At 37.1% G+C, this 16316-nt stretch carries 18 protein-coding genes and 1 pseudogene; 11 read left to right on the forward strand and 8 right to left on the reverse strand.

The features are described 5' to 3' along the window. Positions 1-43 precede the first annotated feature (43 nt). The 6 genes and pseudogenes from CYP64_RS07330 (at position 44) to CYP64_RS07355 (ending at position 5610) form a co-directional block, all read left to right on the forward strand. Complete coding sequence (locus CYP64_RS07330) at positions 44-973, forward strand: sugar transferase (RefSeq protein ID WP_103649246.1); 930 nt, start codon at positions 44-46, stop codon at positions 971-973. Beyond that, on the forward strand, positions 970-1467 hold the full coding sequence (locus tag CYP64_RS07335; RefSeq protein WP_103649247.1) for a D-glycero-alpha-D-manno-heptose-1,7-bisphosphate 7-phosphatase: 498 nt from the start codon (positions 970-972) through the stop codon (positions 1465-1467). Before CYP64_RS07330 ends, CYP64_RS07335 begins: the two co-directional genes overlap by 4 nt. Continuing rightward, positions 1464-2446 (forward strand): annotated as a pseudogene (rfaD, locus tag CYP64_RS07340) (ADP-glyceromanno-heptose 6-epimerase). Before CYP64_RS07335 ends, rfaD begins: the two are co-directional and overlap by 4 nt. After that, positions 2439-3818, forward strand: coding sequence for a D-glycero-beta-D-manno-heptose 1-phosphate adenylyltransferase (rfaE2, locus tag CYP64_RS07345; protein WP_103649248.1), 1380 nt, complete (start codon positions 2439-2441; stop codon positions 3816-3818). The pseudogene rfaD and the gene rfaE2 overlap by 8 nt, the downstream one beginning before the upstream one ends. After that, positions 3811-4377, forward strand: a complete 567-nt coding sequence (gene gmhA / locus CYP64_RS07350) for a D-sedoheptulose 7-phosphate isomerase (RefSeq protein ID WP_103649249.1) — start codon at positions 3811-3813, stop codon at positions 4375-4377. The genes rfaE2 and gmhA overlap by 8 nt, the downstream gene beginning before the upstream one ends. A gap of 12 nt (positions 4378-4389) precedes the next feature. Beyond that, positions 4390-5610, forward strand: coding sequence for a Wzz/FepE/Etk N-terminal domain-containing protein (locus CYP64_RS07355; RefSeq protein ID WP_103649250.1), 1221 nt, complete (start codon positions 4390-4392; stop codon positions 5608-5610). 15 nt (positions 5611-5625) lie between these two features. Here the strand turns inward: CYP64_RS07355 and CYP64_RS07360 are convergent, their stop codons facing one another. The 4 genes from CYP64_RS07360 to CYP64_RS07375 form a co-directional block, all read right to left on the reverse strand. Further along, positions 5626-6486, reverse strand: a complete 861-nt coding sequence (locus tag CYP64_RS07360) for a cysteine ABC transporter substrate-binding protein (RefSeq protein WP_021091264.1) — start codon at positions 6484-6486, stop codon at positions 5626-5628. Positions 6487-6578: 92 nt separating this feature from the next. Beyond that, positions 6579-7316: an amino acid ABC transporter ATP-binding protein gene (locus tag CYP64_RS07365; protein ID WP_103649251.1), complete on the reverse strand. Its 738-nt coding sequence runs from the start codon at positions 7314-7316 to the stop codon at positions 6579-6581. Between the two features lies 1 nt (position 7317). Next, positions 7318-7986, reverse strand: coding sequence for an amino acid ABC transporter permease (locus CYP64_RS07370; protein ID WP_103619005.1), 669 nt, complete (start codon positions 7984-7986; stop codon positions 7318-7320). Continuing rightward, positions 7973-8626: an amino acid ABC transporter permease gene (locus tag CYP64_RS07375; RefSeq protein ID WP_103649252.1), complete on the reverse strand. Its 654-nt coding sequence runs from the start codon at positions 8624-8626 to the stop codon at positions 7973-7975. Before CYP64_RS07375 ends, CYP64_RS07370 begins: the two co-directional genes overlap by 14 nt. Positions 8627-8735: 109 nt before the next feature. On the opposite strand from CYP64_RS07375, the gene CYP64_RS07380 reads away from it, so the two are divergent. From CYP64_RS07380 to CYP64_RS07395, 4 genes are read left to right on the forward strand one after another with little or no spacing between them, the layout of a single operon-like run. Then, positions 8736-8981, forward strand: coding sequence for a CBU_0592 family membrane protein (locus CYP64_RS07380; RefSeq protein ID WP_009293649.1), 246 nt, complete (start codon positions 8736-8738; stop codon positions 8979-8981). Beyond that, positions 8978-9946 carry an agmatine deiminase family protein gene (locus tag CYP64_RS07385; protein WP_103649253.1) on the forward strand — a complete coding sequence of 323 codons (969 nt, stop codon included), beginning with the start codon at positions 8978-8980 and terminating at the stop codon, positions 9944-9946. Before CYP64_RS07380 ends, CYP64_RS07385 begins: the two co-directional genes overlap by 4 nt. A 2-nt stretch (positions 9947-9948) precedes the next feature. Beyond that, positions 9949-10908, forward strand: coding sequence for a cation diffusion facilitator family transporter (locus tag CYP64_RS07390; RefSeq protein ID WP_103649254.1), 960 nt, complete (start codon positions 9949-9951; stop codon positions 10906-10908). Further along, positions 10877-11749: a carbon-nitrogen hydrolase gene (locus CYP64_RS07395; RefSeq protein ID WP_103649255.1), complete on the forward strand. Its 873-nt coding sequence runs from the start codon at positions 10877-10879 to the stop codon at positions 11747-11749. The genes CYP64_RS07390 and CYP64_RS07395 overlap by 32 nt, the downstream gene beginning before the upstream one ends. A 26-nt stretch (positions 11750-11775) precedes the next feature. On the opposite strand, the gene CYP64_RS07400 is transcribed toward CYP64_RS07395, so the two are convergent. Genes CYP64_RS07400 through CYP64_RS07415 form a run of 4 tightly spaced genes read right to left on the reverse strand, consistent with a single transcriptional unit; the run spans position 11776 to position 14988 of the window. Continuing rightward, positions 11776-12441: a phosphate ABC transporter ATP-binding protein gene (locus tag CYP64_RS07400; protein WP_103649256.1), complete on the reverse strand. Its 666-nt coding sequence runs from the start codon at positions 12439-12441 to the stop codon at positions 11776-11778. Next, positions 12410-13267 (reverse strand): PstA family ABC transporter permease, encoded by an 858-nt coding sequence (locus CYP64_RS07405; RefSeq protein ID WP_103649257.1) that lies wholly within the window; start codon positions 13265-13267, stop codon positions 12410-12412. Before CYP64_RS07405 ends, CYP64_RS07400 begins: the two co-directional genes overlap by 32 nt. Beyond that, on the reverse strand, positions 13254-14111 hold the full coding sequence (locus CYP64_RS07410) for a PstC family ABC transporter permease (RefSeq protein WP_103649258.1): 858 nt from the start codon (positions 14109-14111) through the stop codon (positions 13254-13256). The genes CYP64_RS07405 and CYP64_RS07410 overlap by 14 nt, the downstream gene beginning before the upstream one ends. A gap of 4 nt (positions 14112-14115) precedes the next feature. Next, on the reverse strand, positions 14116-14988 hold the full coding sequence (locus CYP64_RS07415; protein WP_103649259.1) for a phosphate ABC transporter substrate-binding protein: 873 nt from the start codon (positions 14986-14988) through the stop codon (positions 14116-14118). A 314-nt stretch (positions 14989-15302) separates the two neighbouring features. Here CYP64_RS07415 and CYP64_RS07420 point away from each other — a divergent pair, with 314 nt between their 5' ends. After that, positions 15303-16244, forward strand: a complete 942-nt coding sequence (locus tag CYP64_RS07420; protein ID WP_103559235.1) for a TAXI family TRAP transporter solute-binding subunit — start codon at positions 15303-15305, stop codon at positions 16242-16244. Positions 16245-16316 lie beyond the last annotated feature (72 nt).

The following is a 16316-nucleotide window of genomic DNA, read 5'->3' on the forward strand; positions in this document are numbered from 1 at the left end:
CAAAGATGATGTGATAACATATATCTCTATCAAAGGATAGCTTATGCTCGTTATAGGTAAAAAGTATAATTTCATAGATTTAGAATTGAAAGTATTGCAAAGAAAATTTAAGCATATAGATATTATTGATTATAGTGAAGAAAATTCTCGTGATATTCGTTTAGAGTTAGAGTCTCTTATAGAAAAAAATAGCTATAAATACCTAATAATAAATACCAGAGTCTATGTTGACCCTAAAATGATTAAATATCTTACTTTATTGCAGTTTCGTATTCAAAAAAAGCACATCAAGATCATAACAATTGAAAAATTTTTAGAAAAATTTCTATATAAATGCTATATGCCAGACGATGATAGAGATTTAAATTTTTTAAGCAATATTAGATCATATAATAGTCTTGAATATACCATAAAACGTACGATTGACTATATTGGTTGCATAGTTTTAATACTATCTCATTTTTTTATAAAATCGTATGTACAAAAAAAGATTGACAAAGAATCGCCTGGATCGCTGTACTTCACTCAAGACAGAGTTGGAATTAATACAAAAGTTTTTAAATGTTATAAATTCCGCACAATGCATGAGAATTCTTACCATAACCCATATACGAGCGAAAATGATGATAGAGTCTTTAAATTCGGTAATTTTATGCGAAAAACAAGAATAGATGAGATACCTCAATATAAAAATATCCTAAAAGGAGATATGCACCTAATCGGACCTAGGGCAGAATGGGATATACTCGTCAAAAACTATGAGAAAGAGATCCCATACTACAATGAACGGCATTTGGTTAGGCCTGGCATAACCGGCTGGGCACAAGTAAATTATCCTTATGGCTCTAGCACTGAGGATGCAAAGCAGAAATTGATGTATGATCTTTATTATATTAAATACTGGTCGATTTGGTTAGAAATTAGAATTATCTTTAAAACAATAGGTGTAATAATTGGACGAAAGGGAGCATGATTGGAAAAAGCTCTTTTTTAGATAGGAATGGTGCGATAAATATAGACAATGGCTATATTTATCGCATAGAAGATTTTAAATTTTGTGATGGTATATTTGAAGCCTTAAATGGTTTTTCAAAGCTTGGATATATTATTTTGGTTATTACAAATCAATCTGGTATAGCATGCGGGTATTATAATGAAGACGATTTTGCTCTTTTGACACAATATATGGTTGATAAATTTTTAAATTTTAATATGGAAATAAGAAAAGTATATTATTGCCTACATCTTGGGGATGAATGTGGGTGTCGCAAGCCAAAACCAGGAATGATTTTTAAAGCAAAAGAAGAATTTGATATAAATCTAGAAGAGTCAATACTAATAGGAGATAAAGATACAGACATACAAGCAGGTCAAAGAGCTGGTTTAAAATCATGTTTTTTATTGAGCCAGGATAATGGTTTTACAAGCGTACTTGATGTTTATAATAAGGCAAAGGAATATCTATGAGAATTGTTGTAACTGGTGGGGCTGGTTTTATAGGTTCAAATTTAGCAAAATATTTTCATTTAAATCATGATGTTTTGGTTGTTGACTCTTTTAGTGGTGAAAAAACTTTTACTAACGGTAATATTAAAAGCTTTGGTCATTTTAAAAATTTAATAGACTTTAAGGGAGATATTTATTGTGGAGATATTTGCGATAACAAAACAATACAAATTATTCGCGATTTCTCTCCAGATATAATTTTTCATGAGGCTGCGATTTCCGATACAACTGTTTCAGAGCAAAATGAGCTTATGAATGTAAATGTTAATACTTTTTATAGTCTTTTAATATTGCAAAAGATTTAAAGGCTAAACTTATTTATGCTAGCTCTGGTGCAACTTATGGAAATTTAAAATATGGGCAGCAATCAAAGGTTGGCAGTTCTATCTGCGAAAATCCAAAAAATATTTATGGGTTTAGTAAGCTTATGATGGATCGAATAGGTATGAGATTTTCCTTGCAAAATAATGTGCAAGTTGTAGGCTTGCGGTATTTTAATGTATATGGAACAAATGAATTTTTTAAGGGCAAAACTGCATCAATGGTGTTACAATTTGGACTTCAGATCCTTTCTGGAAAAGCTCCATGTTTATTTAATGGTAGTGATACAATTTTAAGAGATTTTGTATATATCAATGATGTGTTGCAGGCTAATGAAAAAGCAATGAATTCTAACGTCAGTGGTGTATTTAACGTTGGCACTGGAAAAGCCAGGAGCTTTCAAGATATTGCAGATATTTTGCAAAATGAACTTGGTGTAGATTTTGGTAATACCTATATACCAAATCCATTTACTTCCCAATATCAATTTTATACAGAAGCAGATATACAAGATACGTGTAGAATATTAAAATATAAGTCTAAATTTACTTTGGAAGATGGCGTACGAGATTATTTGCCAGAAATTAAAAGAATTTTTAAGGATGAGTTAAATGGTTAAAATTTTAGTTATTGGTGATTTGATGATAGATCACTATATATGGGGTAGATGCGACCGTATATCTCCTGAAGCCCCTGTTCAGGTTGTTGGTATAGAAAAAGAAACAAAAAGACTTGGAGGATGTGGCAATGTTATTTCTAACGCTATTGCGCTAGGAGCAAATGTTGGCGTAGTAAGCATTATAGGTAACGATAGTATTGGCGATGAGATCTTGGCTCTTTTAAAAGAAAGAGGTGCTAGTGTCGAGCTTATCGTAAGACAAGATGGACGTAAATCAAGTATAAAAAGTAGGATAATGGCTTCTCATCAGCAAATTTTACGTCTTGATAGCGAAACCGTTGGTGAGGTATATATTGATGAGCAAAATTTAGATAAACTTTCATCCATTATTGCAAAATATGATATTGTCTTACTCAGTGACTATGGGAAAGGTGTTCTTGGCAACACTTTAACGCAAGAAGTTATAAAAATTTCAAGAGAACTTGGCAAAAAGGTGTTGGTTGACCCTAAAGGAAAAGATTACTCTAAATATTCTGGGGCAACTCTTTTAACCCCTAATAAAAAAGAAGCCATTAGTGCCTTGGGATTAGAGATTAACAGTGAAGCTGATGTACAAATTGCTCTTGAGATGTTAAAGGATAATTTTAATTTGGATTACTCGCTTATTACACTTAGTGAAAATGGTATAGCTTTTTTTGATGATTGTATGAAAATTTTTCCTACTCATGCTAGAGATGTATTTGATGTAACGGGCGCCGGGGATTGTGTTTTGGCCACTCTTGGATATTGTCTGGCTTCTAATATGGATATTGAAGAATCTATTGAGAATGCAAATTTTGCTGCAGCTGTTGTTGTTGGAAAAGTTGGAAGCGCAGATGCTACATGGGATGAAATAAATAGCCTAAAAGGAATCAAAAATGGCTTTGAGCGTAAAATTATAACATTAAACCAAATGCTAAAAATAAACAGAGAAAATAAAACTATAGTATTTACAAATGGTTGTTTTGATATTTTACATTTAGGTCATATTAGCTATTTGCAAAAAGCCAAAGAGCTTGGGGATATTTTGATAATTGGATTAAATTCTGATGATAGTATAAATAGGATAAAAGGTAATGGGCGTCCTATAAACAAACAATATGATAGGGCGGCAATGCTTGCTGTGTTGGAATTTAGTGATTACATAGTTATCTTTGACGAAGACACGCCAATAGAACTAATTAAAGCTTTAAGACCTAATATTTTAGTAAAAGGAGCTGATTATACAGACAAAAAAGTTGTAGGAAGCGAGTATGCCAATAAGGTTGTACTTACAGATTTTGTTGATGGAAAAAGTACTACAAATATAATCAAAAGGATAAAAAATGCTTAATATGGTTGTTCGCGAATTTGAATCCCATCTAAATACAATAAAAGATTCTTTTGCTTTAGGCAAAGATCTTGAAATTGTTTGTGAAGAAGCCATAAAAACTTTAAAGGCCGGCGGTAAAATCATGCTTTGTGGTAATGGTGGAAGTGCTGGTGACGCACAGCACATTGCGGCAGAACTAACTGGCCGTTACAAATCTGAGCGACTACCTCTTGCTGGTATTGCATTGACTACAGATACCTCTGCTTTAACAGCTATTGGCAACGATTATGGATATGACGAGGTATTTGCTCGTCAGGTATTTGCTATTGGTAAAAAAGAAGATCTTATTATAGCTATTTCAACCAGCGGAAATAGTGTAAATATTATAAAGGCACTAGAGGCCGCAAAAAAAATTGGTATGAAAAGAATTGGTTTTAGTGGTAAAGGTGGCGGTTTAATGAACGAATCATGTGATTTAAATTTAATTGTTCCATCAAATGATACTGCACGTATTCAAGAGATGCATATACTATTCGGGCATATAATATGCCAAGCAATAGATGATAGTTTTGAAATTTAAAAAAGGAAATAAATGAACCAAGTAGATATTTCTAAGAACGGCGAAGTAGACTTATTTGAGCTGAGTAAAAAAATATGGAATTATAAAAAGCAAATTTGTATGATAACTGGTATTTTTACCTTATTGGCTGTGATATATGCTTTTATAAGTACAACTTTATATAAGGCTACGGCTTTAGTTGAGACGGGTTACTACAAGAATGATAACGGCGAAGAAATATTAATAGCAAATACCGCCGATAATGTACAAAAATTAACGATAAAGTATATCGACCTACTTAAAGATGTCGAAGGGCTTGACTATAAAGTAGAAAAGATATCAGAGGTAAAAAATAATAAAAAGTTTTTTGACATAGAGGTCGTCGCAAAGAGTAACGATACGGCCGTAAAACAGATAAATAAAATGGTAGAAGATTTGGCTAGCGAGCATCAAAATGCTATAAACGCATATATCGAATTAAAAAAGGTTCAGCTTGCAAACATAGAACGTCAGATAAATTTCTTAAAAAACAACGTCATAGTGGAAAAGCAACAGCAGATAGAATATATAAAATCAACGCAGATACCTCGTATGGATAGACAAATAGCATATATGAAAGACGCTACTATACCTGCTGCACGGCGTGAAATATCGGCAATAGACGATATAAGTATTCCGTCGGTGCGAAAGAATATAGAGTTAAATACGCAAAGATTAAAAAAATATGAAGCAGAGCTAGAAAAACTTCGCACCAATAAAAATATGGGTGCGTCTGAAAATATTATACTTCGCCAAATGATGGAACAAGGTCTTTATAATCAAATTTCGAATTTGGAGCAAAGTATAATAGCTTTTGAGCAGCAAAAGCAAGTATTATTAACAAAGTCTAAACCTGATGCGCAGAATAGATTAGATAGGTTAGTTAGCGTAGAGCTAGAAAATATGCAGGCGGAAAAAGATATCTTAGTTAATGATAAATTACCGTCCTTGCAAAGAGAATTAGTAAATTTACAAACCGAGGAATTAAATAAGCTTTTAGATCAAAGATCTCTCGTAGAGCTTGCATTAAAGCCCTATAATCACCAAAACACGCAGATAGTTTCCGATATAGTTATCTCAAATAATCCGGTCAAACCTAAAAAAACGATCATAATTGCGATCGCATTTTTATCTAGTTTGATGCTGTCTGTCTTCGGGGTTTTGGTTTACGATGCAATAAGAGATAGAGTTAATAAAGATAAACGGGAGGGTTAAATACCCTCCAAATTTTTATAGTTTGCCGCCTTCAACGACAAGTGATTCTGGATTTACACTATCGCCGTAGATCGGTTTTAGTGTAGCATCATAGTCTTTGTGGAAGAAATTTTCTTTTCCAAGCTCAATGATCTCATTATTTAGCCAGTCAAGTAAAACTTTGTTACCTTTTTTAACAGCTGGTGCTATCACGTCCACATCACCAAGTGCTTCAACGCCTACAACAAAGCCTGGAGTCTCTTTCGCCCAGGCAAAAAGTAGGGCATTATCATGTGCTAGTGCAGCACCTCTTTTATCAACCAAAGCTGCAAATGTTTCAGTATTTTGGTCGTATTTTGCAAGCTTAATGTCAGGATAATTTTTTGTAAAAAACGCGTCTGCGGTTGTACCCTTATTTACGATTAAGGTTTTGTCTTTTAGCTCATCGATGCTCTTTATCACTGCACCTTCAGGGCTTACGATGCCAAGTGAAACCTTCATGTATGGAAGCGCAAAATCAACAACTTGTGCGCGCTCAGGTGTTTTTGTAAAATTTGCAAGCGTGATATCTACTTTATCAGCTACTAAAACTTCAACTCTACCAGCAGCCTCTACTAGCTCAAATTTTACCTTGCTCTCATCGCCTAGTAGATCTTTTGCGATACGTTTTGCAAAGTAAATATCATAGCCTTGGTTTTTGCCGTCTTTATCGACATAGCCAAATGGTGGTTTGTCGCTGAAAACGCCAATTCTTACATATCCGCGCTCTTTGATCTTTGCGATCGCATCAGCTTCATTTGAAGCAGCTTTTGCCGTGTCGGCACCTTTGTCATTACCACAACCCGTTAGAAAGACGGTAGCGATTAATGCTAATAAGAAAAATTTAAATTTTCTCACTCTTTCTCCTTATAAAAAATTTAAATAAATAAGAGCGGGTTAATTCGCCCTAAACGCATTTTGAAAAAACGGCAAATTATCTCTTATTTTTTCTAAAACGAGAATAAATTTAGAAATTTCTTTGCGCGGTCGCTCTTTGGGTTGGTAAAAAATTCCTCCGGCTCGCTGATCTCCACGATCGCTCCATTGTCCATAAATACGATCTTGTTTGCAACCGCCCTTGCAAAGCTCATTTCATGTGTAACTATTAGCATCGTCATTCCATCTTTGGCTAAATTTAGTATAACATCAAGCACTTCTCTAACGATCTCTGGATCAAGCGCAGCCGTAACCTCGTCAAATAGCATAATTTCAGGGTTTAAACAAAGGCTTCTTACTATTGCTATGCGCTGCTTTTGACCGCCACTTAACTCCTTTGGGTAGGCAAATTTCTTATCAAGCAGTCCAACCTTGCTTAACCACATATCAGCGGTTTTTTCAGCCTCGGCCCTATCTCTTTTTTGCACCTTTAAAGGCCCAAGAAGGACGTTGTCTATTACATTCATATGATCAAAGAGCTCGTAGCTTTGAAAGACCATGCCGACTTTTTGGCGGATCCTTTGCCAATCATTAAATTTAGCATCAATCACTTCACCATCGATTATTATCTCACCGCTAGCGATGCTCTCAAGGCCGTTTATACATCTAAGAGTTGTGCTTTTGCCACAGCCTGATGGGCCAAGAAGCACGACCACTTCACCGCTTTTTACCTCTAAATTTATATCCTTTAAGGCGTGAAGCTCTCCATAAAATTTGTTTATTTTTTTAAGTTCTAATATGTTTTCGCTCATTTTAACTCCATTTTTCTTCTAGTTTTTTTGATAGTTTTGAGACTGGATAGCAGATCACAAAATATAAAAAGAATATGAGCGTGTATATCCAAAATGGTGCCATAGGATTTGTAAATACATTTCGCTCGATGATCTGCTGACCGACTTTGACCACCTCTACAACGCCAATTAGCACGACTATAGAGGTCGTTTTTATCATACGGCTTAGTAAATTTACAGCTCCAGGCACTAGCCTTCTTGTGGCAAGTGGGATGATGACGTGAGAGTAAATTTGAAATTTACTAAGCCCAAGTGAGGCGGCTGATTCAAATTGATGTTTTGGTATCGATGTTATCGCTCCACGCACGATGTCCATCATTTCAAAAATTCCCCACAAGCTAAAGACGATGAGTGAGGCTGTAAATGCTGAAATGTGGATATCAAACGCCTTGCTGACACCAAAATAAAATAAAAATAGCCAAACGATCTGAGGCATTATGCGAACGATTTCTAGGCAAATTTTTAAAATAAAATAGATAAATTTGTTTTTCATGCTCATAAGCACACCAAGCACTAAGCCACCGATTATAGAGATAAAGATAGAGATAAATGAAATTTCTGTGCTAACAACTAGACCATCAAAGAGTCTTAGTAAATTTTGCGTATCAAATAAAATACTAACTCCTTGCATTTCTCACCCTTTTTTCGATATAGCTAAGCACTAGCGAGACTGGCAAGATGATGATGAGATAGCTAATTACTAGCATAAAAAGTGCCTCGTCTGTCTTGTAATAAAGCCCGATGAGATCCTTTGCGACGTAAACTAGATCGGCAAGGGCTACGATACTAACGATGCTTGTCTCTTTTAGCAAAAAGATAATATTTGCACTAATGCTTGGTACCGCTACGCTAAATGCTTGAGGCAAGATAACATATCTTAAGAGCTGATTTTTGCTAAGTGCGATGCTAAGTCCTGCTTCTATCTGCGACTTTCTAACCGCCTCAAAACCAAGCCTAAAGCTCTCACTCATATAGCTACCACCAAGAAAGCTAAGCCCAGCGACCGCACAGGCAAAGCCGCTCATCGACACTCCAAGCTTTGGCAAGCCATAATATAAAAAGAAAAGCTGTATAAGAAGTGGCGTATTTCTTGAGAGCTCGACATAGCAGTCAATCACTTTTGATAGAAATTTTAGCTTGTAAAATTTCACAGCCATGCAAAAAATGCCTATCAAAATAGAAAAAACGATCCCTAAAAAGGCGATCTGGCAGGTGAGAAGCCCAGCTTTTACAAAAAGGGGGTAAAATTTCTCAATAAACTCAAAATCCATAAACTTTAATCCAATCTGAAAAATGGAGTTATTTTATCCCATAATCATAAATTTAAAACTAATTAGATATGATCACGCTTTAAATTTAAGCTTACAAAAAGGATAAAATTTGATCGATCTTTTTCAGATCATCGGCTTTTTAGGGATGATTTGCATCGTGATGGGCTACTTTTTACTCCAGATCGGCCGTCTAAATAGCCGCGATCTAGCCTACCAGATAATAAATTTAGTAGGTGCGGTGCTGCTTATAATCTCGCTTTTTGTGCACTTTAACCTCGGTTCATTTTTGATAGAGGTCTTTTGGATAATCATTACAATTTATGGAATTTATAAAATTTATAAGGAGAGAGCGTGAGAGCTTACGCAGAGTGGGAAGAGCAGGAGCTTTTGTTTTTATCGCTGCCACATAGTAAGAGCGACTGGGAGCCCTATTTAGAGGAGATTTTGGCTAGCTATGAGGAGCTAGTGGCTGCTATTACGCCCTATCAGAAGGTAGTACTCATTTGCCCAGATGAGGCAAATTTTGCTAGATTTAAGAAATTTAAAAATGTAGAGTTTGTTAAGCTTGATACTGATGATACTTGGATCAGAGACTACGGTATGATCGACGTTTGTGCTGGAGATGGTGTGAAGAGCTATGACTTTAAATTTAACGCTTGGGGCGGTAAATTTAAGAGCTCAAAAGATGATGCGATAAATTTGGAGCTAGCTAAAATTTACAAGACCAAGCTTGAGCCAGTTGATATGATACTAGAGGGCGGAAGCATCGAATTTAACGGAGATGGCATGCTTTTAACCACTTCAAAATGCTTGCTAAATGAAAATAGAAACAAATCGCTTAGCAAAGAGCAGATCGAAGAAAAACTAAAAAATTTATTTGGCTTAAAGCGTATCATCTGGCTTGAAAATGGCTTTATAAAAGGCGATGACACAGATAGCCACATCGACACTTTAGCGCGCTTTATCACACCTGATACTATCGCTTATGCGAGCTGCGAAGATGAGAGTGATGAGCACTTTGATGAGCTTAAAAAGATGGAGGACGAGCTTAAAAAAACTGGCTTTAAGCTGCTTGCTCTGCCACTACCAAAACCTAAATTTTATGATGGCAAAAGGCTTGGTTGCACTTATGCAAACTTCATCTTTATAAATGGTGCGCTAATCGTGCCAACATATAATGACGAAAACGATGAAAAGGTACTAAAATTACTTGCCAAGGCACTGCCAGATAGAAAGATCATCGGTGTAAATTCACTAGTTTTTGTCCGTCAAAATGGCTCGCTTCACTGCTCAAGCCAAAATAGATATAAAAGGTCTTAGTCTTGTCAAGTCCGTTTGATTATGAGTTTAACCGTATAAATAAGCAGGAGTGCACGCAGGGCGAAAATAAGGCTGTTATCGCAGCTGGAGCTTGCGCTTTTTTACTCGCACTTGTGAAATTTACAGCTGGGCTTTTTAGCGGCTCGGTCGCTGTGCTTGGCTCAGCGATTGACTCGATGCTTGATTTTATAGTCTCGCTTTTAAATTTATTTGCACTTAGAAAGTCAAGAAAGCAAGCCGATGAGAGATTTAACTTTGGCTATACAAAGCTAGAGGCCTTAGCAGCACTATTTGAGTGTGCCATCATCGTGGCTGCTGCTGGATATATATTTTATGAGAGCGTTAAGAAATTTAGCGAGCCAAATTTAGAGATAGACCTTGGCTTAAGCCTTGGCGTGATGGTATTTTCAGTCGTAGTGACGCTATGTTTGGTGCTATTTTTAAACCAAATTTCTAAAAAAAGTGGAAACCTTATCATAAAAGCAGACGCGCTGCACTATAAGATCGACCTTTTTAGCAACCTTGCTGTCATTATTTCTCTTCTTATCATTAAATTTAGCGGATTTGTGATGATAGATGCGATCTTTGGCATCGTGATAAGCGGCTACATCGCTCAAAGCGCTATAAATTTAGGTAAAGACGCTTTTGGTATCTTGTTAGATCATGCAGCAAGCCCTGAAGTCACAGATGAGATCATCAAGATGATAAAGGCAAAGCAGAGAATTTCTGATTTTCACTACCTAAACACAAGACAGAGCGCAAATACCATATTTTTAACGCTGCATTTAGTTTTTGACAAAGATATCTCGCTTTACGATGCGCACGAGGTGGCCGACTCGCTTGAAGCTGAGATAAGAGAGAAATTTAAAGATTATTCGTGGCAGATAACCACACATTTAGACCCATACAACGACAAAGAAGGAAAAAGAGATGAAAGTAGCATTACTTCAACAAGAATTTAAAGGGACAAAAGAGGCGACCATCGCAAAGACGCTTGAGCTAATAGCTGAGGCAAAAAAAGGCGGTGCCGATCTAGTCGTCTGCCAAGAGCTGCACCAGACGCAGTACTTTTGCCAAAGCGAGGATACAAATTTCTTTGATCATGCAAACGACTGGCAAGAGGACGTCGCTTTTTGGGGTAGGGTTGCAAAAGAAAATGGCGTGGTTTTAGTCACTTCGCTCTTTGAAAAGAGGGCTGACGGCCTTTATCACAACACCGCCTTTGTCTTTGAGCGTGACGGCAGCGTAGCTGGCAAATACCGAAAAATGCACATCCCTGATGACCCTGGATTTTACGAGAAATTTTACTTCACGCCTGGCGATATCGGCTTTGAGCCAGTTGAAACCAGCCTTGGCAAGCTTGGCGTTTTGGTCTGCTGGGATCAGTGGTATCCAGAGGCGGCAAGGCTCATGGCGCTAAAAGGGGCGAAAATTCTCATCTATCCAACTGCTATTGGCTGGTTTGAGGGCGATAGTGATGATGAAAAGTCAAGACAGCTTGAAGCGTGGGTGGCGGTGCAAAGAGGTCACAGTGTGGCAAATGGCCTGCCAGTTGTTGCAGTAAATCGTGTGGGCTTTGAAAAAGATGATAGCGGCGTAATGAATGGGATAAAATTTTGGGGAAATAGCTTTGTTTTTGGGCCACAAGGCGAGCAGCTTTTCCGCGCAAATAGCACAGATGAGCTTTGCAAGATCGTTGAAATAGACATGAAAAGAAGTGAAGAAGTGCGAAGAATTTGGCCATTTTTAAGAGACCGCAGGATAGATGCCTACGCAAATATCACAAAGAGGTTTATCGACTAAAATTAGGGCTAGAATTTTTAGCTCTTTTAAAATGCAAATTTCTTATCCACTATGCGAACTATCCTGCCACCAAGCCTTTTTGCCTGCTCTTCGTTGTGCGTGGTGATGATGATGGTGTATCTTTGCGACAAGCTTTTTAAAAGCTCCTCTATGATCAAGACATTTTTCATATCAAGCAATGAGCAAGGCTCGTCAAGCATGAGCACTTCAGGTTTTGTAGTTAGCATCCTTGCGATGCAAAGTCTTTGCTTTTGACCGCCAGAGAGCTTGTTAGCTGGCATATCTAGGTCGTTTATTTCGCCCAGTAAATTTACGCTTTTTAAGAGCTCCTCTACTCTTTTTTGCTTATCTTTTATGCTACCTTCATAAAATTCCATCGCATAGGTCAAATTTCTCTCGACACTAAAAGGAAAGAGCGTGGCGTCTTGAAAGAGTATGGCTAGCTTTCGTCTGAGCCAAATTTTGCCCTTATTTTTGATATTTTCGCCTTTAAATAGGATCTCTCCGCTATATCTACCGCCCTTTTGCTCCAAAAAGCCATTTAGCGCTGATAGAAATGTCGATTTACCACATCCTGAGCTGCCCATTAAGCAGATGATCTCGTTTTTGGCGACGCTTAAATTTAGATCTTTTAAAATTTCATTGTCTTGGTAAAAGATACTAAGATCTTTTATGTTTAAAATATCTGGCAATTTTCTCTCCTATATCAAATAAAACTACGGCTGAAAGCAGGTGCAAAATGATCAATATAAAAATGAGCACAAGCGCCGTGGCATAGGCATTTTGCGTTGCGACTGACTGGCTTAGGAGCATGTGCAGATGAAAAGGCAGTGCCATGACCGGCGAGAGTAGCCCTTCGGCCTTTGCCATGAAGACAACTCCAGTTAAAAGTAGTGGCGCAGTAGCCCCTATGGCGTAGCTACCAGCTAGTATCAAGATAGATATGATATTTTTTCTAATAGCTGGCAAAACCAGCTTTCTAGCCATGAAATTTTTATCAACGCCAAGTGCGAAGCTATCTCTTAATATCTTCTCATCGATCTGCGAGATCACCTTTTCTGTGCTAACTTCAACAAATGGAAAGACCATCAAAGCAAGCGTAATGCTAGCTGTTAGCAGGCTCTTTGGGATATCAAGACTAACGATAAAAAGCCCATAAACAAACATCCCAAGCAAGATAGAAGGTATTGAGGCCATCGTTTGGATGATAAATTTAAGCCCAAGCTTTATTGTGCTAGAAGTGCAGTAAATTTGCCTATAAATGGCGCAGCTAACGCCAAGGAGCGCAGAAAATATCATAGATAGTATCATCAGCAAAAATGAGCCTATGATAGCGTCTCTTATGCCACCACTCTCACCTAAATTTAAACCTTGCGGATTTTTAGTTAGAAAGTCTAAATTTATCTGAGAGATGCCATTTGCAAAGATGAAATAAAATATCCAAAATATCACCGCAACCACTATAAATACGCAAAGATAGGCGTAAAATTTGACTATAAAATCTTTAAAAGCGTTCATTGTTTTTCTCAAATTTAAAGATAAAAATATTTAGCAAAAATATAAAAACAAGTAGGACAAATCCGCTTGCAATAAGGGCGTGATAGTGTAGGCTACCAGCCTCGCTCATACCCATTTCAAGGGCTATTAGAGATGGTATGGTCTGAGCTTTTGAGAGTAGGTGCGGAAAAAGCGGGGTGTTGCCTATGACCATCATCACAGCCATCGTCTCGCCAGCTGCCCTTGAAAATGCTAGTATAAAGCCTGAAATGCTAGCTTTTATAGATTTCATAAAAATTATTTTTCTTATAAAATATCCTGTGCTTACGCCAAGCGCGTCTGAGTTTGTTTTAAAATTTTGCTTTAGCAGACCCACGCTTTGGAGCAAGTGCGAAGTAAAAAATGGCAGTATCATGACGCTAAGGATGAGGCTAGCTGCCAAGACTGACTCGCCAGCAGACATTTTTAGCCCTAACTCTAAAATTTTTACAACCGTGTAAAGCGCAAAAAATCCATAGATAATAGAGGGTATGCCGGCTAGTATTCGTATCATCCAGTCTAGCACATGCCTAAGCCAGGCGCTCGCAAAAAAGCATATAAATATAGTAACGCCAAGCGAGATAAAAAATGAAAATATGCAAGCTAGAAATGCAACTGCGAAATTTGCGACTAGGATATTAAAAAGTCCAAAACTAAAAGGTTCTGTGCTAACGTCCCAGTCGCCATTTAGTAAGAAGTCAAAGAGACTTACTTCTGCAAAAAAACTCGTGGAATTTAGCAGCAAAAACCCCACGAGTAAAAGCAAAAGCATGGCGGATAAAAGTGTGAAAGTATATACCCCGCCTTTAAAAATTTGTCCTGTCATTAGACTATTTTACTGGTATAAATCCCATTTTTTCTATAGTCTTTTGACCTTCGGCTGAATTTAGCACGTCAACAAAAATTTGCTCACTCCTGCTTAGATCGCCACTTTTTACGATGATGAGCGGACGAGAGATGTAGTATTTGCCATCAACTATATTTTTCACAGTTGGCTCCACGCCGTCAACATTTAGCGGTATTAGCTTGCCTTTGTTTTGGTTTGTGATACCAAAAGAAGCGTAGCCAATAGCGTTTTTATTTTCGATAATCTTTGAGATAAGCGCGCCCATCGAAGGTGATTGGATGACGTTTTTGCTAACTTTGACATCTTTCATGATCTTTTTTTGAAATACCTCGTGAGCACCGCCACCAAGATCTCTTGTAACTACGACTATTTCGTCATTTGGTAGGGATTTATCAAGATCGCTCCACTTTTTATACTCGCCTGAGAAAATTTTGACGATCTCATCTTTACTCAAATTTCCGCCCTTTAGCTTTATCACCTCATTTTCTGGATTTACAGCCACGCAAAGTGCATCTATACCAAGCGTATAGGCTTTCATATCCTTGATCTTTGCTTTTTCGCTATCTTTTATGTCGCGAGCTAGCATGCCAAAGTCAGCGACATGATCAAGCACAGCTTTTACGCCAGCGCCAGAGCCACCAGCTGAGACGAAAATAGTGATGTTTTTGTTTGGTAAAGCACTATCTACTTTATCCCAAGTCTCGTACTTTTCGATAAAGTCGGTTGAAATTTTAGCGATGACCGGAGCTAGAGTAGATGAGCCACTAAAGCTAACTTGCGTTTTTTCATCCGCACCAGAAGCGAAATTTAAAGATAAAAGTAGCATAGAAGCGGCCAACATAAGTGATTTTTTCATAAAAACCTCCAAAATTTGATTGTTATTAACATTTATAAAAGCTATTGATTAGTTGTAAATTTGCAACAGTTTTTCTAAAACTTAGAACTGCGGTGGATTATACAATAAAAAATGATATTTAAATAGCTGGTTTATCAAATTTATTTTGACTGATAAAGAAATATAAATTTAATCTTAAGAAAATATTTTTTTAAGTCTTGATTGTGTAGAATGGTTGCAACTTTGCCAAAACGGCATGAAAATATCATATCAAATAAGGTAAAAAGCTAAATTTATAGAATAAAATAGCCTTAAATTTCTTGAAAGGATCTTAGATGAAAACTACTTCTTTGGCACTTGCTGGCTTGCTTTTAGCAACAACTCTTTCAGCAAAAGAATTTATCAGTATCGGTACTGGTGGCATGACAGGTACTTATTATCCAATAGGTGGAGCGATTTGCCGTTTAGCAAACAAAAATACTAATGTAAAATGCTCAGTCCAATCAACTGGCGGCTCGGTTTACAACGTAAATAACGTCCTCAAAAAAGAGCTTACATTTGGCTTTGTTCAAAGTGATGTTGTTTATGATAAATATAACGGCACTGGAAAATTTGACGGAGCAAAAGATGAAAATTTACGCTCAGTAGTTGCGATCTATCCTGAGCTTCTTGCATTTGTTGTGGCAAAAGATAGTGGTCTAACAAGCGATCTTGCTTCATTTGCAGGTAAAAAATATAACGTCGGAAACCCAGGCAGTGGCAACGAAGTGAGTACACTTGAAGTCTTTAAAGCAAAAGGCTTTGACGTTTCAAAACTAGGATACCGCGGCGTTTTAACAGTTGGCGAATGCCCACACGCACTAAAAGATAAAAAGATAGATGGTTATAGCTTTGTTGTCGGCCACCCAACCGCAAACATCACTGATGCTGCGACATCTTTACCGATTGATATCCTAAATATCGAAGGCAGTGAGATCGATAACCTTCTTAAAGAAAAACCATACTTCGCAAAAGGTGTGATCCCAAAAGGCTCATATGATGGCGTCGATCACGATGTAAATACTATCGGTGTAAAAGCTGTTTTGGTAACCAATAAAGATACAAAGGACGAGGCTGTAAAAGCTGTGATAAAAGCTATTTTAGATAACTTTGATGAGTATAAAACTCTTCACCCAGCGCTAAAATCAGTAAACAAAGAAGATCTTGTTCAAGGTCTTTCAGCTCCGCTTCACCCAGCTGCAGAGGCTGCATTTAAAGAGGCCGGCATCTTAAAATAGTCTAAATTTCCAGAGGCTTTTGCCTCTGGATAAAATTTAAATATACAAATTCTTTTGAATTTATATATTTAA

Origin of the sequence: Campylobacter concisus (assembly GCF_002913945.1) — a bacterium.
GTDB classification, from domain to species: Bacteria; Campylobacterota; Campylobacteria; order Campylobacterales; family Campylobacteraceae; genus Campylobacter_A; species Campylobacter_A concisus_P.